Origin of the sequence: Streptomyces sp. NPDC048419, assembly GCF_043200415.1 — a bacterium.
In the GTDB taxonomy this organism is placed as follows: Bacteria; Actinomycetota; Actinomycetes; order Streptomycetales; family Streptomycetaceae; genus Streptomyces.
The window spans coordinates 12,503-33,566 of the sequence record NZ_JBICXT010000047.1 but is presented as its reverse complement, the minus strand read 5'-3'; the positions used below and the strand labels follow the sequence as shown (position 1 = coordinate 33,566).

At 68.6% G+C, this 21,064-nt stretch carries 14 protein-coding genes; 3 read left to right on the top strand and 11 right to left on the bottom strand.

Annotation, left to right across the window (positions count from 1 at the left end; all coding sequences use genetic code 11):
* Nucleotides 1–231: 231 nt before the first annotated feature.
* The 4 genes from ACGFYN_RS44715 to ACGFYN_RS44700 form a co-directional block, all read right to left on the bottom strand.
* The gene (locus tag ACGFYN_RS44715) at nucleotides 232–3,597 is read right to left on the bottom strand and encodes a lectin (RefSeq protein ID WP_393871747.1); all 3,366 of its coding nucleotides are present in this window, start codon (nucleotides 3,595–3,597) and stop codon (nucleotides 232–234) included.
* 378 nt (nucleotides 3,598–3,975) lie between these two features.
* A complete protein-coding gene (locus ACGFYN_RS44710) occupies nucleotides 3,976–5,121 on the bottom strand; it encodes a glycosyltransferase (RefSeq protein ID WP_393871746.1) in 1,146 nt (381 codons plus the stop codon).
* 1 nt (nucleotide 5,122) lies between these two features.
* The gene (locus tag ACGFYN_RS44705; RefSeq protein WP_393871745.1) at nucleotides 5,123–5,710 is read right to left on the bottom strand and encodes a TetR/AcrR family transcriptional regulator; all 588 of its coding nucleotides are present in this window, start codon (nucleotides 5,708–5,710) and stop codon (nucleotides 5,123–5,125) included.
* Nucleotides 5,711–6,165: 455 nt separating this feature from the next.
* Complete coding sequence (locus ACGFYN_RS44700) at nucleotides 6,166–7,005, bottom strand: hypothetical protein (RefSeq protein ID WP_393871744.1); 840 nt, start codon at nucleotides 7,003–7,005, stop codon at nucleotides 6,166–6,168.
* Nucleotides 7,006–7,435: 430 nt separating this feature from the next.
* Between ACGFYN_RS44700 and ACGFYN_RS44695 the strand changes: the two genes are divergently transcribed.
* Nucleotides 7,436–7,918, top strand: coding sequence for a lamin tail domain-containing protein (locus ACGFYN_RS44695; RefSeq protein WP_393871743.1), 483 nt, complete (start codon nucleotides 7,436–7,438; stop codon nucleotides 7,916–7,918).
* Between the two features lie 502 nt (nucleotides 7,919–8,420).
* On the opposite strand, the gene ACGFYN_RS44690 is transcribed toward ACGFYN_RS44695, so the two are convergent.
* From ACGFYN_RS44690 to ACGFYN_RS44680, 3 genes are all read right to left on the bottom strand, one after another.
* The gene (locus ACGFYN_RS44690; protein ID WP_393871742.1) at nucleotides 8,421–9,683 is read right to left on the bottom strand and encodes an alpha/beta hydrolase; all 1,263 of its coding nucleotides are present in this window, start codon (nucleotides 9,681–9,683) and stop codon (nucleotides 8,421–8,423) included.
* Between the two features lie 154 nt (nucleotides 9,684–9,837).
* A complete protein-coding gene (gene rfbC / locus ACGFYN_RS44685) occupies nucleotides 9,838–10,434 on the bottom strand; it encodes a dTDP-4-dehydrorhamnose 3,5-epimerase (protein ID WP_393871741.1) in 597 nt (198 codons plus the stop codon).
* A 28-nt stretch (nucleotides 10,435–10,462) separates the two neighbouring features.
* Nucleotides 10,463–12,472: a glycosyltransferase gene (locus tag ACGFYN_RS44680; RefSeq protein ID WP_393871740.1), complete on the bottom strand. Its 2,010-nt coding sequence runs from the start codon at nucleotides 12,470–12,472 to the stop codon at nucleotides 10,463–10,465.
* Nucleotides 12,473–12,716: 244 nt separating this feature from the next.
* On the opposite strand from ACGFYN_RS44680, the gene ACGFYN_RS44675 reads away from it, so the two are divergent.
* On the top strand, nucleotides 12,717–14,609 hold the full coding sequence (locus ACGFYN_RS44675) for an SMI1/KNR4 family protein (protein WP_393871739.1): 1,893 nt from the start codon (nucleotides 12,717–12,719) through the stop codon (nucleotides 14,607–14,609).
* A gap of 48 nt (nucleotides 14,610–14,657) precedes the next feature.
* Here the strand turns inward: ACGFYN_RS44675 and ACGFYN_RS44670 are convergent, their stop codons facing one another.
* Entirely contained in the window at nucleotides 14,658–15,605 is a 948-nt protein-coding gene (locus ACGFYN_RS44670) for a hypothetical protein (RefSeq protein WP_393871738.1), read from the bottom strand.
* A 292-nt stretch (nucleotides 15,606–15,897) separates the two neighbouring features.
* Complete coding sequence (gene tnpA / locus ACGFYN_RS44665) at nucleotides 15,898–16,326, bottom strand: IS200/IS605 family transposase (RefSeq protein WP_393871737.1); 429 nt, start codon at nucleotides 16,324–16,326, stop codon at nucleotides 15,898–15,900.
* 26 nt (nucleotides 16,327–16,352) lie between these two features.
* Between tnpA and ACGFYN_RS44660 the strand changes: the two genes are divergently transcribed.
* Nucleotides 16,353–17,510 carry an RNA-guided endonuclease InsQ/TnpB family protein gene (locus tag ACGFYN_RS44660; protein WP_393871736.1) on the top strand — a complete coding sequence of 386 codons (1,158 nt, stop codon included), beginning with the start codon at nucleotides 16,353–16,355 and terminating at the stop codon, nucleotides 17,508–17,510.
* A 73-nt stretch (nucleotides 17,511–17,583) separates the two neighbouring features.
* Here ACGFYN_RS44660 and rph read toward each other — a convergent pair whose 3' ends face one another.
* Entirely contained in the window at nucleotides 17,584–20,190 is a 2,607-nt protein-coding gene (gene rph / locus ACGFYN_RS44655) for a rifamycin-inactivating phosphotransferase (RefSeq protein ID WP_393871735.1), read from the bottom strand.
* 364 nt (nucleotides 20,191–20,554) lie between these two features.
* Entirely contained in the window at nucleotides 20,555–21,037 is a 483-nt protein-coding gene (locus ACGFYN_RS44650; RefSeq protein WP_393871734.1) for a transglycosylase SLT domain-containing protein, read from the bottom strand.
* Nucleotides 21,038–21,064 lie beyond the last annotated feature (27 nt).

The following is a 21,064-nucleotide window of genomic DNA, read 5'->3' as shown; positions in this document are numbered from 1 at the left end:
CGACTGAGTTACAACTTTCTCTACTGGTTCAAGGCGGCTCGCTCCGCTCCCCGCGGGGGGGGCGGGGCCCCCCCCCCCCCCGCCGCCCGGCCGCCCCCCCCCCCCCCCCCCCCCCCCCCCCCCCCCCCCCCGCCGCCCCCCCCCCCCCCCCCCCCCCCCCCCCCGGGGGGGGGGCGGGGGGGGGCCCCCCCCCCCCCCCCCCCCCCCGCCGGTGTTGGTGCGTGGCGTGCGTCAGTGGCCGAAGCCGTAGGCGAACAGGTGGCCGGTGCCGGTGGAGCCGGTGACCGGGAGGGTGATCGACGCGACCTGCTTGGAGGCGTCGAGGGGGACCTTCGTGGCGAAGACATAGGTCTTCACGCCGTCCCGGCTTCCGCTCGCGGTGTTGCGGTAGGCCGTCGTGACAGCCGTCGTGTCATCCGGAAGCGGCTTGCTCCCTCCGCCGCCCAGGGTCCAGTCCGAGAAGCCCACGGTCGCCTTGGAGGTGGTGCCGTCGGTGTAGGTGACGGTCACCGTGCCCGAGACCCCGCTGCCGTCGGTCGGCGCGTTGGCCGCCGCGCCCAGCAGGCCCAGCGACGCACCGGACGTGCCGGCCGGCATGGGGATGGTCTGGCCGGCCATCTCCAGGTTGTCGGGCTGACCGGACGTCACCGTCGGCCAGGCGTAGGAGATGCCGTCGGCCGTGACGGTGGAGCCGCTCGTGACGCCTGCCGCCGACAGGGCGTTCTGCGAGTACGCCCAGCCGCCGCCGTCGAAGCCGGACGAGAAGGTGGCGCCGTCGGGGAAGATGCCCTCGTTGGTGTCGTACGGCCACAGCGCGCCCGCCTTGGCGACGGCCACGCGGAGCGTCGCGCCGGCCAGCGCCGCACCGGTCGTGTGGTCGGTGAGGGCGAAGGTGACCGGGAAGGTTCCTTCGTTCGAGCCCGCCGTCACATGGACCTTCGTCTCGGCGCTGCCCGAGGCGGCCACCGTCAGCGAACCGGACGACGTGTCGAGCGTGACGCCGGAGGGTGCGGTCGCCTTCCAGTCGGCCGTGACGGACCTGCTGCCGAGGTTGGTCAGCTTCAGGGTGCCGTCACCGGAGTCGCCGGGTTGCAGGACGAGGCCGTCGCTGGTGGGACCGGTCGCCGCCAGCACCCGGTCACCACCCGTGGTGTCCGACGGCGGCGCCGCGGACGGGCCGGACGCCCATGAGGTGTTGGGCTGGGTGCCGAGCGTGAAGTCGAGCGTGCCCGCACCCGCGAACTGCTGGTACGTCAGCCAGGAGGTCTTCCACGCCTTGCCCTTGACGTCGAGCGACTGCACGTACGGCGCGTCGGGCGCGGCCTGCGGCGCCTTGATCTGTACCGCCTTGCCGCTGCCGGGGGTCACCTTGGCCACCGGGAACGCCGGGCTGCCGAGCACCAGGGTGTCCGCGCCCGGGGTCTCGGGGTACATGCCGAGCTCGGACCAGACGTACCAGGAGCTCATCGCGCCGAGGTCGTCGTTGCCGAAGGAGCCGACCGGGGCGTTGAAGTAGAGCTTCTGCTGGGCGTCGCGTACCGCTGCCTGGGTCTTCCACGGCTCGCCCGTGTAGGCGTACTCCCAGGGGATCTCGACGCTGGGCTCGTTGCTCAGGTCGGCATCGGTGCCGCCGGGGTGGGCAACGTTGTCCAGCAGGCTGTCCAGGTAGGACGAGTACGCCTTCGTGCCGCCCCGTGCCTGGATGAGCTGTTGCAGGTTGAACGGGACCATCGGTGTGTACTGGGCCGACGTGCCCTCCACGAAGCCGTTGGAGGTGCCCGGAGTGAAACCGCCCGTGAACTGGCCGTTCTTGTTCTTGCCCTGCATGTAGCCGGTCTGCGGGTTGAAGACGTTCATCCAGTCCTGTGCGCGGGTGGCGAACTTCGTGTAGACGGACGTCTTGCCCAGGGACTTCGCGAAGGCGGCGATGGCGTAGTCCGCGGAGTCGTACTCCAGTTGGGTGGAGACCGGCCCGTAGAAGTTGCAGCAGCCGTAGTCGTTCTCGTCCAGCGGGAGGTAGCCCTTGGCGTCCCGCACCGACTCGCCGGGGCGGTCGTTGTTCGGGACGGTGGCCTCGTGCTGCAGGGCGGCGAGAGCCTTGCCGCTGTCGAAGCTGCGGGCGCCGAAGGCGTACGCGTCGGCGATGATGCCGGCCCCCGGGTCACCGACCATCACGTAGCTCTCGCCGTTGTTCGAGGCCCACTTGGGCAGCAGACCCGTCTGGTCGTACCCGTTGAGCATCGAGGTGACGACGTCGCTGGTGACCTTGGGCTCCACCATCGCCATCAGCTGGGTCTGCGAGCGATAGGTGTCCCAGCCCGAGTAGTTGGCGTACTGGGCCTGTTGCCCCTTGGCCAGCTTGTGGACCTGGTTGTCCATGCCCATGTACTGGCCGTCGGCGTCCGAGAAGACGTTCGGATGCAGCAGCGCGTGGTAGAGCGCGGTGTAGAACTGCACCTGCTGGTCCACGGAGCCGCCGCCGACCTGGACCTTGTTCAGCACCGCGTTCCAGGCGTCGTGGTTGGCCTGGCCGACGGCGTCGAGATTCCAGTTCTTGATCTCGCGGGAGAGATTGAGCGCGGCGCCCGCGTCACTCGTGTACGAGACGCCGACCTTGGCGCGCACCGTCGGGTTGGCGGAGGTGTCGAAGGTCAGGTACATCCCGTTCGCGCCCGTGGTGGGGGGCTCGGCCGCGCTGCTCGCCGCGGTCTTGCCCGCGGACGTCCCGGGTGTGCTGCTTGCGCTCGGTGCCGGGGACGGACTGCCGGAGTGCGTGCCACCGCTGGTGCCGTGCACGGTCGGTGACGGCGCCGCGGGAACGGTGAAGTGCTTTTCCTTGAGCGGTTTCGACGGGTGCGTCTGCAGGTTCTGCCGGACCTTGCCCGCCTTCAGCGAGGTCGCGCTCGGGTTGATGGTGCTGCCGACCCAGGTGCCGCTCGCGGTGAACGGCTGGTCGAACTTGATGTCGAAGTGCAGCGTGTACCTGTTGCTCGCGCCGCAGAAGTGACCGCTGTCGATCGAGCCGCTGATCTCCTTCTTGTTCACCACCTGGACACGGGTGCCGTCCACTTGGGTGGCGCCACCGCTGAGCTTGAACAGCAGGTTCGCCTGCCGGCCCGTGGGGAAGGTGAAGGCGCCCAGGCCGGCACGGGTGGTGTCGGTCAGCTGGGTCGTGACCCCGTTGGCGTCGGTCACCTTGTAGGAGCCGATGCCCGCCTTCTCGTCGTCGTGGCTGAAGCCGACGGATGTGCCGCCGAGGCTGCCGGACAGCGCGCCGGTGACCGGCAGGATGGGCAGGTCGCCGGCGACGCCGCAGCCGGGACCCGAGACGTGGGTGAGGCTGAAGCCGGAGAGCTTCTTGTCGTCGTATTCGTAACCGCCGCCCGAGGGACGGTCGGGCGTCGTGTCGGGACCCCACTGGACCATGCCGGCCGGCATGTCGGGGCCGGGGAAGGTGTCCACCGCACCGGAGGTACCGATCAGGGGGTTGACCAGGGACGCGGGGTCCTTGACAAAGGCCGGTGCCGCGGCGCTCGCGGCGTGGGCGCCTCCGATCGCGGGGAGCGGAAGCACGGCGATGCCCAGGACCGACACCACGGCCAGGCGTTGACGGAATCTCTTGCGGTTACGTGGCTCGGCTGAACGTCGGGGTCTGACCATCGGTTGCCTCCGCAGCGTTTCCCACTTCGCACATGAACAGCCGGCGTGCCGATCAACGGCGCACGCCGACGACAGGCAACGGTGCCGGTCGCCCGAGCGGCCTGACAACGTTGCCATGCACGAGAGTTGAGTGAAACGCCTGAGCTTGTGGCGTGTCAACGAGGCCAACAGAACTTTCTGATACCGAGGTTCACCCCCGAGAACCTCTTGGCATGCCGTTTACCTGGCGGCGCGAGCAGTCACGCGCGGCCGTAGCAGAAGACTCAAGTGGCCTACGGCCCGCGAGATGTGACGGGTAGTCGCCCTCGGCGGCACTCAGGGGGAGTGCGCGATGCGTTCGAGCAGTGCTGCCGCGCCGCTCGGTCCCGGCAGCGCGCCGATGGTGTGGGCAAGCTTGCGGGCGTTGGCGGCGTACGAGTCGTCGTCGAGCAGGGTGTGGACCGCGTCGGCGATGTCCTCGGGCGTCGCGGTCTCGCCGTCGAGGGCGATCCCTACGCCGAGGCGTTCGATCTGTTCGGCCAGTGCCGGTTGGTCGGCCGCCGGGTTGGGCAGGGCGACGAGAGGCACGCCGTGTGCAAGAGAGGCGGCGACGGTGCCGTGACCGGCGTGAGTGACCGTGACGGATGCGTGCGGCAGTACGTCGGCGTGTGCAACGAACGGTACGAGGACGGCATCCCCCTGCGCCGGCACCTGGCCGACGTCGGCCAACCCCGTGGTGACCAGCACGCGGTGGCGGGCGGCGGGCAGGGCGGCGAGCGTCCGGCTGATCCGTGATGTCTGATCCCATGCCTGGCCGGTGGAGAAGCTCACCAGCACCAGCGGGCGCTCGTCCTGGGTCGGCCAGGGCTGGGTCCAGGGCGCGCCGCGGCGTGGCTCGAAGACCGGTCCGACGTACTCGAGCGCCGGGGGCGCATGGCGTAGGGGCGGGTCGAGGTCGGGAGAGCTGGCGCACAGCACGGGGAAAGGCCGCCAGGTGTCCCGGAGCGCCCGGACGGCGGGCAGGCCGGCGTCGGTCCGGGCTTCGTTGACGCCGGCGAGGGCGAGTCGGTCCAAGCCGCCGTCCGGTGGCAGGAGTGCGTTCGGGGTGCTGTGCAGGAGGACCGCGGTGGGCACCGACTCCCGTTCGGCCGCCGCCAGTGCGGCGAACATCAGGCAGTCGATCACCATCGCGTCGTAGTGCTCGGCGGCCAGCAGGTCGGGGAGGTCCCGCAGGTGCTGTCGGCAGGCCCAGACGACGTCGACCAGGACCGGCATCCAGTCCGGCGGTGGCATTGCGGGCCAAAGCTGTTGGGCGTGGTTGAGCGTCCGGAAGTCGTGGCCGAGCGAGGTGAACCGCTCTCGTTGCCCGTCGTACCCGGCGAAGGTGACCTCGTGCCCGCGGCCCACCAGGGCTGCCGCAAGGCCGACCGCGGGTGTCTGGTTGCCTGCGCCGTCCCAGGTGACGAACACGAAGCGTGCCATCTCAGCTGTCCCCCAGCACTGAGTTGATCATCATTTCGAGCGTGGCTTCGGCTTCGTGCCGCGGCCGTTGCATGTCCCGGCGCAGGAGCTTCCAGGTGTAGACGTCGCTCATGCACACCAGGGCGTTTACGACCCGTTCGCGCTCGCCGGCGGCGAAGCGGCGCAGCTGTGGCTCGAGCACCGTCTCGACCCGTTCCCGGTGCCGCTCCCGTCCGATGCGGACCACCGGCGCCACGGCCGGGTCGTGTTCGTCCGCGAGGTTGGCGATCACGACGTCACCGAACTGCTCGTAGTGGTCGAACCAAGTGCGCACGGCGTCGGTCACGTTGCCCGGCTCGGCCTGATCGAGATCGTCGCGCATCTCCTGGAGGACTGCGTCCAGGGCGCGGCGGAACAGCTCCGCCTTGCTGCCGAACAGCCGCAGGACCGTCTGCACGGTGACGTCGGCCTGCGAGGCCACGTCGTTGAGTCGGATGTCCGACCGAAGCCGCCCCTTCAACTGCTGTACCGCGGCCTCGAGTACGCGGCTGCGGGTGCTCTCCGCGCTGGCCGCCCTGGCCCGCATGGTGTAGGGCCTTGCCGATTTCATATTAACGACACTAACATGAAATTGCCCACGCGAGGAGGCGCATCACACCCACTGCATCCCCGCAGGAGGAGCCATGTCGGACCGCATGGACCGGTTTTTACGCCGCTGCGTCCTCGCGGCGGCGCCGTCCTCGTGCCCGTACGAGTGAGAACGGGAGTTCCCGGCAGGAGGCGGCCTGCGGGATCACTGACCGACAACACCACCACTCAGGCAGGTCCCCACCTTGTCCAGCAACGCAGACCGAAAGACCGACTACGTGCGGGTCAGCTGAGCCGTGCCGCGACGGTTCGACCGCGTCACACCTGACGCCTGACCGAACTCTCCGGCCCCTGAGGTCGTTTCGAGGCCGGCTCACACCATCCATGCGGGGGACGGCGGCTCCGGAAGCCGTGGTGCCATGACTTCCGGAGCCGCCGAACAAACGCCCCGTGACCAGGGGGATGCAGCGCCGCCGTTCAGGCCGTCTGCCGGGTCACGCTCGCGCGGTCCGCGACGTCCTTGCGAGTGATCGACAGGTAGACCACCAGGCCGAGGATGACCGCCAGGAACAGCACGCTGGTGACGACGGTGCCGCAGCCGAGGCCGCCGTCGCCGGTCGGCTGGGAGAGATAGTCGCCGATCGAGGCGCCCAGGGGGCGGGTGAGGATGTAGGCGATCCAGAAGCTCCACACCGCGTCCAGGCCGAGGGCGAAGTGGGCGACCCCCACGGCCGCGATGGCCAGGGCGAAGAGGACGGCCGACAGCCAGTAGCCCAGGTCCATCCGCTCGGAGACCAGGTCGCCGGCCGCGGTGCCCAGGGCGAAGGTGAACAGCACGGCGAGCCAGTAGAAGGACTCCCGGCTCCTGGTGTCGATGCTGTGGATGGACAGGGTCCGCTCCCGCCGGTACCAGACGACGAACACGACCGCGAGGACGATCGCGAACACCGTGGTACTGGTCTCCAGCGGCACCCCCATGTTGTCGGTCAGGTTGTCGCTGATCAGGGTGCCGACGACGCTGATCAGGGCGACGGCCGGCCAGTACACGCCCGCGCGGTAGGTCGCGGTGCGGAACTGGACCACCAGCACGGCGGCCAGCAGAGCGCTCATCAGCGCCGAGACGCCGGTCAGGCCGAGTCCGGCTTTCTCGTTGAGCAGGTCGGCCGCGGTCTCGCCGACCGTCGTGCACAGGACCTTGATGATCCAGAAGTAGACGGTGACCTCGGGCACCTTGTTCCAGCCCAGGCGGCGTGCGTGCCGCGCGGGGCCATTCGCGTCCAGTGAGGCTTCCGGCGTGTCGGACAGTTCGTAGGTCATGAGGCACGACCGTGCCAGCGGTTACCTGAACGCTTCCTGACTACGCCCCGCTCCAGCCCTGGCGACTCGGGCCACCACTCACTCGCACGGCGGGCCCCGGCCTGTTACTCACTTTCGGGTGAACGCCCTCATCGGGGTGGGGTGGCGGAAGCTGGCGCGATGATGTGACGCACCAGTATTGCCAAGGAATATGCACCTGACACTTCGTCAACATCGTGCATTCAGCTAATAAATGGGCAATACATCCAAGAGTTACAGAAACCTGTGAAATCTGTAATGCCCTTCGCAATTCCCCCACACATCGCGTGCACAAGTTGCACGATGCAGTGGTGCGGCCGACCGGCCCACGCTCAGCACAACGCACCCCACCGGCCTGCGGTTTCGATGCCGCACCGGGCTGGGGTGTGCGCACCTCATGAAGGAGGACCTTGTGTCCGCTTCTTCTTCCGTCCGTCGTCTGACCGCCGCCGCTGCCATCGCCGCCGGCATCGTGGGCACAGTCGCGCTGCCGGCCACGGCCGCCGACCACAACCCCGACCGCCGGCACTCCGAGGTCGTCATCAGCGACGTGCAGCACGTCTCCCCCGGTCGGGAAACCCGCTCCAACCGCTCCCTGAACAAGGAGTGGGTGGGGATCACCAACAACACCCGCCGGACGGTGAACCTCGACGGCTGGACCCTCGCGGACAAGGAGGGCCACACCTACACCTTCCACCACTACCGCCTGGACGGCCGCTCCACCGTCCGTGTGCACACCGGCATGGGCCGCGACACCAGGACCGACCTCTACCAGGACCGGCGCGCGTACGTGTGGGACCACCGTGCCGACACCGCGACCCTGCGGAACGACCACGGCCGCTTCGTCGACGACGCCTCCTGGGGCCGCCACCACCGCGGCGGAAACCGCCACTGACGCACCGGTAGACGACGCCACTTGCTGAACCGGCGTCGCCAGGTGGGCCACCTCCCGGGGTGGCCCACCTTTTCGCGTGCGAGCGCACTCAGCTCTGCGCGCAGCGGGCGCTCCGCGCCCTCAACAACCCTCCGTCCCGCCCCTGTTGGCACTGTGACAACAGGGCCGCGGATTCACCCCGACGCGAGAGGAGCCGAGCGGTCGGATGCGGAGTACCGTCGAGGAACGTCGCTTCTGAACGTCGGCTGCCGAGTGACCCTCGGGAGCAGGAATTGCCATGGGACCGGCCGCCCCACCAGGTGCGGTGGCCACCGCCGACGCGAGGAACGAGGCTCCCCTCCCCTCTTCCTCGCGCACGATCCTCCGCTCCTGCGAGACGCGGGAGTACCCACCGTCAACGCGCCCGGAGGATCGGGGTTGGAGCCGCCGTGTCGGCGCGGCGGCTCCAACCAAGCCAGTCGAACAGCACGATCGGCTGGACGATCGTCCGCGCGGCCGTGTGTCACCTGCGCCTGGTGGCAGGCTTCGAGGGCTCGGCGCCCGAGGCACGCACCGTGGTGTGGCCCGGCTTGGTGAGGTGCCGCGGTACGACGTCCTGGGGGAAGGTCAGCTGCTGGTTCATCCACTTCAGGGTGGCGGGCATCTCCCGTACCCAGGTGGGGAAGTTGTGGCTGCCTTGGTCGGGCAGGATCGACACGACGCGCATGGGCGCTTTGACGGCCTTGATGAACGCCAGGGTCTGCGCGTATCCCCGCTCGCCGTGCTTGCTGTCGGCGACCAGGACGGAGACCTGGGGCACGGGAAGGTGCTTCAGCCGCCACATCAGGTCGTGCCCGTTGACCCGGTTGACCCGGCCCAGTCCGCTGCCGAAGAGATTGCCGGTCGTGGGGTCGTCCTTGACCTTGTAGTCGGGCGAGAGGGCACCGGCCGTCGTGTACACGTGGGGGTTGCGCATCGTCAGCTGCAGGGCACAGCTGCCGCCGGAGGAGTAGCCCATGACACCCCAGGAACTGGCGTCGTGGCCCACCCGGTAGACCGACTTCAGAGCCTGCGGGAGGTCCTTCGCCAGGAAGGTCTCGGTCTGCGGTCCGCCCGGGACGTTCACACACTCGGTGTCGCGCGGCGGAGCGATCGTCGGCCGGATCATCACCATGATGGTCGGCTGCATCTGGCCGCTCTTCTGCAGCTCGCCGGCGGTCTGCGACACCCGCAGGTACTGCGCGAGATTGAAGATGCTGCCCGGGTAGCCGCTGAGCGTGACGATCACCGGGAAGCGCTGCCGGTGGTACGCCTTCTGGAAGTACTGCGGCGGCAGGTAGACGTAGGCCGGGTCTACAACACCGGTGCGACGGCCGATGACCTTCACCGACTCGACCCGCCCGTTCACCGCAGCGGGGCCGGTGGGCAGTCCACTGACCTTGCTCAATCGCCCGTCGCCGGAGGGCTGTATCAAGGCGCCCTTCACGGAGACGCCGGTCAGTGCCCCGTCGCCGTTCTGACCTGCCGCCTGCGTGACGCCGACGGGAGCGGTGTCGACGTTGCCGAAGAGCTCGCCCCACGATCCGAAGAACTGGTACGACGAGTTCAGCCAGCAGGCGAAGGCCGCGATGATCGTCACCTGGGTCACTCCGACGGCCGCCAGCCGTCCGAGCACCTGCCACAGACCCTGCCTGGCGAGCCGTGGCCAGACCCAGACCAGCAGCGCCACACAAATGACGGACACCGCCGCCATCACGTACACGGTCGTCTCGCTGGTCAAGCCCATGCCACTCAATCCCCGGTTTCCTTGCCCGTGGTCTTTCCGACACCCAGGAGGAGGGCTACGGGCCCTTCCACGTTCCCCAAGAAACGCTAATGGGACAAAGACCTCGGCCCTTCCGTGTGTCATCGGAAGGGCCGGTCGTACACCTGAGCAGCCGTCACTCGACGCGGAGCGTCCTGCGGTATGTGACGCAGTCCTCATACGCGGGGAGCAGTCCCTGCGCCTCCGCCTCTGCCAGCGTCGGCGCCTGCTCGTCCTTCGGGGACAACAGCGGATCGATGCCGGCCGGCCACTCGATGGCGAGGTCCGGGTCCAGCGGGTCAATACCGTGCTCACGCTCGGGGGCGTAACCCTCGGTACAGAGGTAGACGACCGTCGCGTCGTCGGTCAGGGCGAAGAAGGCGTGGCCGAGACCCTCGGACAGGTAGACGGCGTGATGACTCTGGTCGTCGAGCCGGACCGCCTCCCACCGCTTGTACGTCGGTGAGCCGAGGCGGATGTCGACGATGACGTCGATGACCGCGCCGCGCACACACTTGACGTACTTGGCCTGGCTCGGCGGAACGTCGGCGAAATGGATGCCGCGCAGGGTGCCCCGCTTGGAGACGGAGCAGTTGGCCTGGACCAGGTTGAGGTCCTGGCCGGTCGCCTCGCGGAACTCGGCGCCGCGGAACCACTCGTGGAAGCTGCCGCGGTCGTCGGGGAAGACCTTGGGTTCCAGTACCCAAGCGCCCTCGATGCCCAGTGGTCGCACGTATTGATCCTTGCTCGCGTGGTGTCGGTTACTTCTTCAGGGCCCGGCGAAGCCTGCCGGCCGCGCGGCGCAGGAACGTCAGCCCCGCGCGGCGAGAGGCGGGCCTGCGCCGCCCGGGGTCCTTGGCCGCCAGGTCGGCGGCCACGGCAGCGAGGTGCCTGACCACCGCACCACCACTCGCCGGGACATCGAGGGCCAGCGGGAGTGCCACCGGCTCGCCGGCTCCGGACGGCGGCAGGATCAGCTCCAGCTGCCACTGACCGCCGGCCGGCTCACCGAGCGGAAGAGCGGCGCTCAGCTCGGCCTCTCCGGTCACGCGGGCGGTCAGTGCGGCGGAGACGCGGGTCGAACGGCCGGTCGCGACGTTCGTCAGCTTCAGGGTCGCCTCGCTCTCGCCCTGGACGTGGAGCGGCAGGGCGACGGTGAGGCGGTCGGGGTCGGTTGCCACGGTGACGTCGGCGGGGGTGAGAGCGGCGAACTCGTACGGGATCCTGTCGGTGTGCCCGTCGACGTCGAGCGAGAGGTTGCCGTGCGGGTCGGTCCAGTACGGCAGGACCAGGTGGGCCGGGGAGCCGACGACGGCGGCGCGGCGCTCGCGGCCGGCCTCCTCGCCGCGTACGGAACCGAGCCGGGTGTCCTTGGTCCAGCCACAGGCGGTGATGCGGACGAAGACGTCCCAGATGCCCGCATCCAGTCCTACGCCGTTCGCCGCCGACAGCGGGTCGATCCGTGCGGTGGCGCGCAGCACGTGCCGGAAGTATCCCGGCCGCCCCTTCACGGCGAGCTTCTCCCGGGTGAACTCGACGGGCTGGAAGAACTCCGCGGCCGTCACGCGCTCACGCACGACGACGTCCACCTTGGACTTGGCCAGCGGGGCGGAGGTGTCCGCGCCGAGCCGGGCGATCGCGTCCAGGCTGGTTCGCGGCAACGGCGGGACGAGTAGGTCCTTCTCGCCGTCGGCTCGGAAGGTGACGGGCTCGCCGCCGGACTTGTACTCGGCGGTGAAGCCGATCGTCAGCCTGCCGCTCTGCCAGCCGAGGTTCTCGAGGACGCCGGAGGCCTTGATCCCCGACTCCCACCGGGCGAACTCCTCGAGGTCGGCCAGCCGGCCGGCCGCGATCAGGTCGGCGACGATCCGCTGCGTGGTCTGCAGACCGGCCGCGACTCCGGGTCCGAAGCGTTCGACGACCACCTTGTGGATCTCGTCGAACAGCTCCCGGCGGTAGTCGGCGGGCAGCTTGAGCAGCCGTTGCCCGCGCATCCTCTCCACCATCTCGTTGCGCAACCAGCGGCGGAAGAGCCGGTCGCGCAGCGGACCGGGCTCGGTGAGCTCCTCCACCACGTCGAGGGCTTCACGCAGGTTCTTGAAGTAGCCGACCGGTTCGAATCGCTGGAAGCCCGCGTTCGAGGCATCCTCGCGCTTGACGTGGTAGTAGCACAGGTAGTCACTGAGAACGGAGACGTTCTCGGCCCGCAGGTAGGCCTCGGTGACGAAGACGTGGTCCTCCAGACGGCGGCGCCCCTCCATGTAGCGGAGGTCGTACTTGTCCAGGAACGCCTTGCGGAACATCTTGTGCGGGGTGAGGCTGTCGATCAGCGGGGCGTTCTCGACGCTCGCGTGCGGGCGGTTCTTGCGGAACAGCTCCCGCGGGACCGGGCGGCCCTTGCCGACCATCTTGCCCACGATCACGTCGGCGTTGTGCTCCACGCCGTAGTCGTACATACGTTCAAGGGCTTCGTCGCCCAGCCAGTCGTCGTTGTCCACGAACTGGATGAACTCACCCTTGGCAGCCGCCATGCCGACGTTGCGCGGCTTGCCGGACCAGCCGGACCCCTCCTGGTGAATGACATGCATGTGGGGGTGCTCGGCAGCGAGCCGGTCCAGCCGCTCGGGTGTCTCGTCGGTGGAGCCGTCGTCGACGAAGATCGCTTCGTACTCGTCACCGGGCAGGCTCTGACGCAGTAGAGACGCGATGCAGTCCTCGATGTATGAGCCCGGGTTGTAGACCGGGATCACGACGCTCACCTTGATGGGCACGTGTCTTCTTCCGTCTCCGTTGCTGAGTGACTTCGTCAGGGCCGTCCCTTGTCGTACGAGCGGGACAGGAGTGCGGACGGCCACCACCGGATCTGCTACGTCCCGTACGACTTAACCTACTACATGTCGTAGAGTGCGGCCATCGAGGCATGCCGCCGTCACCGGCAGCCCGAAGGCCCAGCTCACCGCCGACCGGACGGCGTCCCGGAACCTCGTTGTCAGTGCCGGCTGAGACCATCCGATCATGAGCAGAGGATCATTCGACTGGCACACACTGTTAAGACGCTGGCAGGAGGAATGGGTTCCACGCGCGGGCGAGGAATTGGACGACGGGCAGACCGCCGTCCCTCCGGACAGGCCCGGGGCGGACGAGGCGGCCATCGCCGCGGCCGAGGAGCGGCTGGGCCGGCGGCTGCCGCCCTCCTACCGCAAGTTCCTGGCCGTGAGCGACGGTTGGCACGTCGACCAGACGGCCGGGATCTATCAGCTCGGTGGTGCGGCGGACATCCACTGGTTCCGGGATCCGTACGACATGACCTCGCTGTACGAGGAGAACCTGGGCGACGACCCGTGCCACGAGGACGTCCTGCTGACCGGCATGTGGCAGCGGGCCCTGCGGCTGGATTCGGACTCCGACGCGTCGTACGCCCTGCTGGACCCGGGCGACTGCGCCCAGGACGGCGAGTGGGCGCTCTACGTCTACAAGGGCTGGAGCGGTGAACTGCCGGCCCGTTACCCGTCGTTCCGCGCATATATGGAGGCCATGTACCGCGGCTTCCATGCCGACCGGGCGGAGCGCGCCGACTTCGTCAACGCGACCACGCGCGCCCAGGACGCCCATGTCGACGAGGCCCGCCTGCTGGCCCTGCGCGGACGGTACGAGGAAGCCCTGGACCTGCTCGCGGAGGCAGCGTCCTACGGGCGGCCGGGCAGCGCCGTCCTGCTGAACCAGCTTCGGCAGCTGCTGGACCCGCGCACCACCCCGGGTTACGGCAACCTGGTGGCCGACGCGAGCTACCGCTCCGAGCTTCTGCCGCTGGAGGCCGTAACGGCACGTCGCGGGGACGGGCGACCGGGCGGGGACGACTATTGGCTGGGGATGATGACAGCCCGCGGTGTCGACCGGAAGAGCGCCGAGGCTGCGCTGAGCTCCATGCGGGACGGCACCCATCGATACGCACCCGGCGGCCCATGGGGCCGGGCCGTCACCGAGGCCCGGGAATCGGCCCGCTGGGGAGCGACCGACGCCGCGTGGCGGGTGCTGCGGGACGCGCTCCCGCAATGGGAGCCTCCCGGGCCCCTGCTCATCGCGCCCGTCGGCCTGCTCGCCGATCCGGTCCTGGGCCTGCTGATCACCCCGGAGCGAGGGCGGGAGATGCTGGCCACACCACGGGGCGGGCACAAGGGAGTTGCACCCGAGCCGGTGCCCGATCTCGACCCGCCGGGCCTCGCCTGGCTCACAGAGCCTGCCGCGAACGGACAAGGGTTCGACGGATACCGCTGCGTCTGGGTCCAGGACGTCGACCCCGCACGCCTGCCCACGCTGATCGGCGAGGAAGGCGCTGAACTGGGCGCGCCCACCGATCCGCGCAGGGCATCCTGGCGGGCCCCCAAGCCGCACGAGCGGGACGGGGTGGAACTCTGGGAGGACCGAGCCGTGGTCGCCGCCGGCCGCACCGCCGAAGGATGGGCCTTCGCCTTCGACGGCCACTCCCACCACCACCTGAACAACAGGCTGCTCTCCCCGGCAGCGGCCGCATCTTCCTTCCGCCGCGCGGTGGTGGTCTGGCGCGACCCCAAGTCCTCGTCCCCTCAAGGCCACCCGGCCGCGTTTCACCTGTCGGTGGCCGAACAGGGCGTGGAGCTCTACGCGTTCACCGTGCGGGGTGCGGAGATCGACCGCTCCGGCGCGATACCCAAGGCCCTGGACCCCGCACGGCTGTTCCAGCCAGGAGACACCGAACCAGACTGCGAAACACGGTTGTTGCAGACACTGCACACCGAACTCGGGCTCTCCCTCCCATGCTTCGCACTGACCCAAGGCAAGCTCCCCACTTTCACCACGCGGTCCTGGTCCCGGGCACCCCGCGACGGCGAGGCGTTCGCGTACCTCGCCTTCGTGCGGCACAGGCCCTGAATCCGGCGAGGCGGTCCAGTCTCCTCAGCTGTGCTGAGGAGACCCGCCTCAGTCGGGCAGGACGACGTTCCACGTGCGGTTGCCCGCCGTGTTGACGGTGACCTGCGCCGACGCGTCCGGGTTCTGCGGGTCGAACGCCGACTCCACCCGGTGGACCATCTCGTCACTGGTCCAGTACGGCTCATTCTTGGTGAACCGGCCGCCCTGCTTGCGGCGGACCTTCCAACGGAACTTCACCTCGTAGACGCTGAGCCAGTAGCCGTTGGTCATCCTCATGCTGCCCGAGAATCCAGGGCTGTCGTTGAAGGAGATGTGATCGGCCGCGTTGACGATGGTTCCGTCCTCGGTGTTGTAGGGCGGACGGAAGGGCCCGTCCACGACCCACGAGCGCTTGGACTTCTTGGGCCGGTAGTTCACGGCGTTCGGTGCGATCTGATGGTTCTCGTCGGCGACCTCCTGCCAGAAGTCGTAGGCCTCCTCCGCCGGCGTCGTCATCCCGTCCGCCCGCCGCAGCGTGGCCACCTGATCGAAACCGATCTCCTGGTTGCCGGCCAGTGACTGCGTCTGCGGGCCGACGTACTGGGAGGTGAACTGAAGGGTGGGATTGCCGATCTCCTCCGGCTCCTCCGCCTTCTCCTTGCCCTTCACCGTCGTCCCGGCCCTGCCGCTGCGCGTGCTCCGGGTCGCCTGCTGCTCCTTCGCGACGCGCTGCTGCTGTTGTGGCGGGCTCTCGCCCCGCTCGATGCCCACGTCGTCCTGCGTCCGCTTCGAATTCGTGGTCCGCGCCGCCCAAGGGATCTTCGGCTGCGCCCCGCTGCTGTCCCCGACCGCCCGGCTCACCGCGGTGTTGCCCGCCGTGCGCTGGAGGGCGATCGTCTGAGCAGGCGTCATAGGCACATGGCCCGGGGCGAAACGATGCTCGTGTGCGTCGTCCTTGGGCGGCCGGATCGCCGCCCGGGCAGCCTCGGCCTCCTCCCGCCCCTCACGCATACGCACGGCGGACGCTCCCCTCGGATCGGCGGCACACCCTCACCCGGCGACCGACGGCTCACCGGAACACGATCTACGCGACGATAAACGGCCGCCGAACGGCACTACAAGAGCGCCCGTACATTCGGCGGGGCAGCAGAGGTGGCCGCCGAGGGCAGCCACACATGCTCTTCATGCACTGAGGGACGGAGCGATCTTCAGCATGATCGAGCGCGGAACCCCGGGCGTTCACGCCCGGGAGGAAGCGCTTCTCAAGATAGGGGAGACCCGCACGGGTACACGGGCCGTCCTGTTGGCCTCAGCCGGGACGCTTCTGGTTCTCGATGTACTCCTTGATGATCGTCAGCGGTGCGCCGCCGCAGGACGCGGCGAGGTAGGACGGGGACCAGAAGTGGTCGCCCCACAGGTACTTGCGGATGTGACCGGGGAACTCCTGGCGGAGCCTGCGGGCTGAGACACCCTTGAGGGAGCCGACCAGCCGGGAGATGGCGACCTTGGGCGGGTAGTGCACGAGCAGGTGGACGTGATCGCGCTCGCCGTTGAACTCCACCAGCTCGGTTTCGAAGTCGGCGCACACGGCCCGCATGATCTCTTCGCAGCGCGTAAGGATCTCGCCGGCGAACGGACCGCGCCGGTACTTGGGCGTGAAGACCAAGTGAGCCTGGAGGGTATAGACGACCGTTCGACCCCTACGGATGTTGGGGTTTGGCTCCCAGCGTGGTGACATAGATCAACTGTATTACGATGCCCGGTATGAAAATCGTGACGCAGGTAAAGCTGATGCCGGAGGCCGACCAGGCCGCCGCGCTGTCGGCGACCCTGCGCACGGTCAACGACCTGGCCTGCTGGGTCTCGAAGGTGGCGTTCGCCCATGGTGTGCCGCGTGAGTACGAGCTGCGCAAGCACACGTACCCGCGCCTGAAGGCCGAAGGGCTCGGGGCGCAGGCGGCGCAGCACTTGATTAAGAAGGTGCGCGATGCGTACACGACGCTGCACGCCAACATCCGCGCCGGAAACCTCGGCAAGCCGAATTCGAAGCGCCGGATCAAGGCCGTCTCAAAGCCGATCACGTTACGTCCCCAAGCCGCGCAGCCGTACGACGACCGATGTTTGAGCTGGCAGTACGACGCACAAACCGTGTCGATCTGGACAACTGCCGGGCGCCTGAAGCACGTCCGCTTCGTCTGCTCCGCCGACGCGCTCAAGACGCTCCGCGAGTACCGCAAAGGCGAGACAGACCTGATCGAGTGTGACGGGGTCTTCTACTTGATCGCCACCTGCGAGGTCCCCGAGGCCGAGACGTACGAGCCGGATGGCTTCATCGGCGTGGACCTCGGCATCGTCAACATCGCCACCACGTCCACCGGCTACCAGGCCGCCGGGCGCGGTCTGGGCCGCTACCGCAAGCGCCAGCTTGCCCTGCGGGCCCGGCTCCAGAAGAAGCGCACCGAGTCGGCCAAGCGCCGGTTGAAGGAGCGCTCGCGCCGCGAGCAGCGGCACGTCAGGAACACCAACCACATCATCGCCAAGACGATCGTGACCGAGGCTGAACGCACCTCGGCCGGGATCTCCCTGGAAGAACTCAAGGGAATCCGGCAGAGGGTACGGCTTCGCAAGCCCCAACGGGTCGCACTCCACTCCTGGGCCTTTGCCCAGCTGGGAGCCTTCATCGTCTACAAGGCCAGGCGGAAAGGCGTGCCCCTGGTCTTCGTTGATCCCGCGTACACGTCGCAGACGTGCGCCGAGTGCGGTCACGTCGACAAGCGCAACCGTGTCGACCAGGGGCTTTTCATCTGCCGGGGGTGCGGGGTCGTTGCCCACGCCGACCGGAATGCTTCCCACAACATCGCCACCCGTGGCGAGACCGTGTGGAATGCGGGGCGTGAGTCACGCGTCCCTGCCACCCCATAGGGGTGTCTGGACGGAGGAGCCAACCCAGCAGCCAGTTGGACGCTACCTCCAAGCCCGGTCCTTCAGGGCCAGGTCAAGTTGACGACAGCAACTCGATGTACCCGTCGGTTCCGTGCACGCGGATCCGCTGCCCGTCCCGGATCAGCCGGGTGGCCTGCTCCACGCCTACGACGGCCGGCAAGCCGTACTCCCGGGCGATCACCGCGCCATGGGTCATCAGACCACCAACCTCCGTCACCAGGCCCGCGATCGAGACGAACAAGGGCGACCAGCTGGGATCCGTGAAGGGCGTGACCAGGATGTCGCCCGCCTCGAGATCGGCCTCCGCCATGTCAAGGATGACGCGAGCCTTTCCCTCGATGGTCCCGGTGGAGACCGGCAGGCCGATGAGGGCACCGGCCGGCAATCCCTCGCGTCGGTACGACCCCGAGACGGCTTCGCCGTCCGAGGTGAGAACGCGGGGTGGGGTGAGGGCCTGGCACGAACGGAACGTGTCCTTGCGCTGCGCGATGAGCTGCTCGTCCACCTGCCGCGAGCGCACGGCGTCGTGGAACTCCTGGAACGTGAGGTAGAAGATGTCCTCCTTCTCACGCAGCAGGTCGGCCTGTACGAGGCGTTCGGCCTCCTCCAACAAGGCCTGTTTGTAGACGAAGTAGCGGCTGACGATGCCGTACTTCGGGTACTCGCGGTAGCCGATGAAGGTTCGGACCCGGTCGATCATCCGCTTGGCCTCGTCGGCCTTTCGCTCCCCATCCGGCAGAGCCCGCAGGCGTGACAGCACGTCCTGTTCCTTCTGCCGCGCCGCCTGGCGCCCTTGCTCGAAACGCCGCTGGGCGGCGCCCGGTTCGAAGTTCCTGACGTTGTCGAGGATCACGGGCACGAGCGAGGTGGGACGCTCACGCCAACGCGGCCTGGTGATGTCGATCTCGCCGACGCAGCGCATGCCGTACCGGTCGAGATAGCCCTCGATGGCGTCACGCGTCTCGGTGCCGCCCGCGACCTTCGCCAACTCGTCGAGGAATCCCTCGCCTTCGACTCCCTCCAGGAAGCCGACCACCTCCGGATGCGGGCGGATCACGTCCGCGACGTCGAGCAGCGCCAGGCCCATCTCCGAGGTGACGTTGCCAGGGGCGGACAGCGTGAGCGTGTCAGCCGCGCTCTTTTCGCCGAGCCACTCCTCCAGATTGTCGTTGAGCCACCAAGTGGCCTCCATCCCCGCCATGATCGCCTGCATGTTCAGCGGATCGCCGAGAGCAGCCTTGTGCCCCTGGAAGGCTTCGAGCAGGAAGTCGAACAGTGCCGTTCCGGTCTTCGTCCGGATGTCGTGCCGCAGGGTGGCGATGTCGGCCTGACTGCGCTCGATCAGCTCGGTGACGACGGCCGGATCGGTCTCGACGGGGGCGAGCGCGTCTCGTCGGGCCTGCGGCCCGCCGGGACCCTCGTCCGGGAGCGACGGGACGAAATCCCCGCGGTCGAGGACGGTCTCCAGCGCGTCCCTGATCAGCGGGTCGCCTCTCCCGATGACGTCCAGCAGGGCGGCCCGGCTCGCGGGCGAGGCCAGGCGCCGGGTGACGTCGACGAACAGCCTTCCGCCCGCCTCGTGCATCGGCACCATCGCCGTCAGCTGCCACATGGAGAGCCCCAGCGGCTTCATGGGGTCGGTCATCATCTGCTGATGGCCGACGGAGACGTAGACGTGATTCTCCTGGTCGCCGGCCTCGGGGATGGGGAACAGCGTCGTGATCGGCCGGCTCTGCACGACGTGGAAGCCGTCGTCGACCAGGCACCATTCGATGTCCTGAGGCCGGCCGAAGTGTGCCTCGATCCGCCGCCCGAGCTGCACGAGCTCCACGACCTGTGCGTCTGTCAGCGCCGGCTGCTCCTGCCGCTGGGTGTCGACCGCCGTTTCCCGGGTGCCGCCGGCCGGCAGGGCCTGAACGGCAAGGTGTTTGGCGGCGATCGTCTTGGCGACGACTTCACCGTGTCGCACCTTGAAGACGTCCGGGTTCACCAGACCGGAGACCAGGGCCTCACCGAGCCCGAAGCCGGCATCCACGGTGGCGACCTTGCGATTGCCCGTGACGGGGTCGGCCGTGAACAGGATGCCGGCCGCCTGTGGGAAGACCATCTGCTGCACGACCACGGCCATATGGACCGCACGGTGGTCGATACCGTTCCGCCGGCGGTAGATCACGGCCCGCTCGGTGAACAGCGAGGCCCAGCACCGGCTGACGTGCGGAAGGATCGCGGCCGGTCCTACGACGTTCAGGTACGTGTCCTGCTGGCCGGCGAAGGAGGCCGTCGGCAGGTCCTCTGCCGTCGCGCTGGACCGGACGGCGTAGGCGGCTTGCTCGCCGACCCGTGAGAGAGCTTCTGTGATCGCGGCAGTGAGATCGCCCGGGATGGTGATCGCTTCGATGGCCGAGCGAATCTGCGCGCTGAGCGTGCGGACCGCCTCTCCGTCGTCCGGGTTCAAGCGCGACAGCTGATCGATCAGGTCCTCGACCGACGGCGCCTCGGCCAGGACCCGGCGGAACGCGTCGGTGGTCACGCAAAAGCCTGCCGGCACCCGGATGCCTTCGACCCGCGACAGCGCGCCCAACTGCGCGCCCTTGCCGCCGACGACCGCGACCTGTGTGTCGTCGACCTCTTGGAGATCCAGCACGTACTGCCCGTTCATCGCGACACCTCCGAGGCAGCCGTCTTCGGTTGTCCCGCACCGGCCGATCGAAATTCCAGCACCTCCAGCTCTGTCGCACGTCCTACCGCGCACGTTCTCATTTCGCGGGCGCGTTCCCCCGACGAGTCGCTCGGCGCGCCATGACGCACCTTGGTCTCACGCACGTAGTGCCCTCATTCCCGCAGGTTGTGGCGTCGGTCGACGATTCTGCGGCAACACCCGGGCCTTGCCGCAAGCCCCCCGGTGCGCTATACGTTTAAAAGGGCAAGGAGATAACTCCTTGCCCTTTGTCTTTGCCGTCAGCCGTAACCGGCGAGCATCTCGCCAAGCGGAGGCGCGCAGCCTACGGACACATTGCGCGTGCTCACACCTCTGCAGCGTCGCGCAGTCCGCCGCCCTCCGCCAGCGCCGCTTCGGCGCGGCTGCGATGAACTCGAAAACGGCGTAGGTACGACCGGGCCATGGGACCCGGCGGCACACCTCGCGCGAACGCCCGCATGTTGCGTTCACCCGCGTTGTAGCCCAGCGCCAGCAGTTCGTCGCGGGTGTAGCGGCGATGGTGCCGCTCGGGGAGACTCCGGTCGAGGTCCTTCAGATACAGGGCCGCGGCGTGGATGGCGAAAGCGGGATCGTCGCGAAGGTCGTGCCATTGCTCGGACAGGCCGTACGTGCGCCGGACCTGTTCGAACGTCGCTCGGTGCATGTTGGCCACCCCGAACGACGCCCCGGGCTTCCACCACTGCCACAGCCGTTCCAACAGCGGGTGGTGCGGCTTGTACGCCTCGTTGTGCAGCACCGTCATCACCAGCAGGGGCGGCACATCGGCCACCTCGGCGCTGCGCACCACACACTCGGCGTAGTCGGCCGGGTCGTA

What these genes read in the sequence shown, in the direction of transcription:
- ACGFYN_RS44710 (WP_393871746.1), bottom strand. Translation starts at nt 5,121, where the DNA reads ATGGCACGCTTCGTGTTCGTCACCTGGGACGGCGCAGGCAACCAGACA.
- ACGFYN_RS44705 (WP_393871745.1), bottom strand. Translation starts at nt 5,710, where the DNA reads ATGAAATCGGCAAGGCCCTACACCATGCGGGCCAGGGCGGCCAGCGCG.
- ACGFYN_RS44700 (WP_393871744.1), bottom strand. Translation starts at nt 7,005, where the DNA reads ATGACCTACGAACTGTCCGACACGCCGGAAGCCTCACTGGACGCGAAT.
- ACGFYN_RS44690 (WP_393871742.1), bottom strand. Translation starts at nt 9,683, where the DNA reads ATGGGCTTGACCAGCGAGACGACCGTGTACGTGATGGCGGCGGTGTCC.
- ACGFYN_RS44675 (WP_393871739.1), top strand. Translation starts at nt 12,717, where the DNA reads ATGAGCAGAGGATCATTCGACTGGCACACACTGTTAAGACGCTGGCAG.
- tnpA (WP_393871737.1), bottom strand. Translation starts at nt 16,326, where the DNA reads ATGTCACCACGCTGGGAGCCAAACCCCAACATCCGTAGGGGTCGAACG.
- ACGFYN_RS44660 (WP_393871736.1), top strand. Translation starts at nt 16,353, where the DNA reads ATGAAAATCGTGACGCAGGTAAAGCTGATGCCGGAGGCCGACCAGGCC.
- rph (WP_393871735.1), bottom strand. Translation starts at nt 20,190, where the DNA reads ATGAACGGGCAGTACGTGCTGGATCTCCAAGAGGTCGACGACACACAG.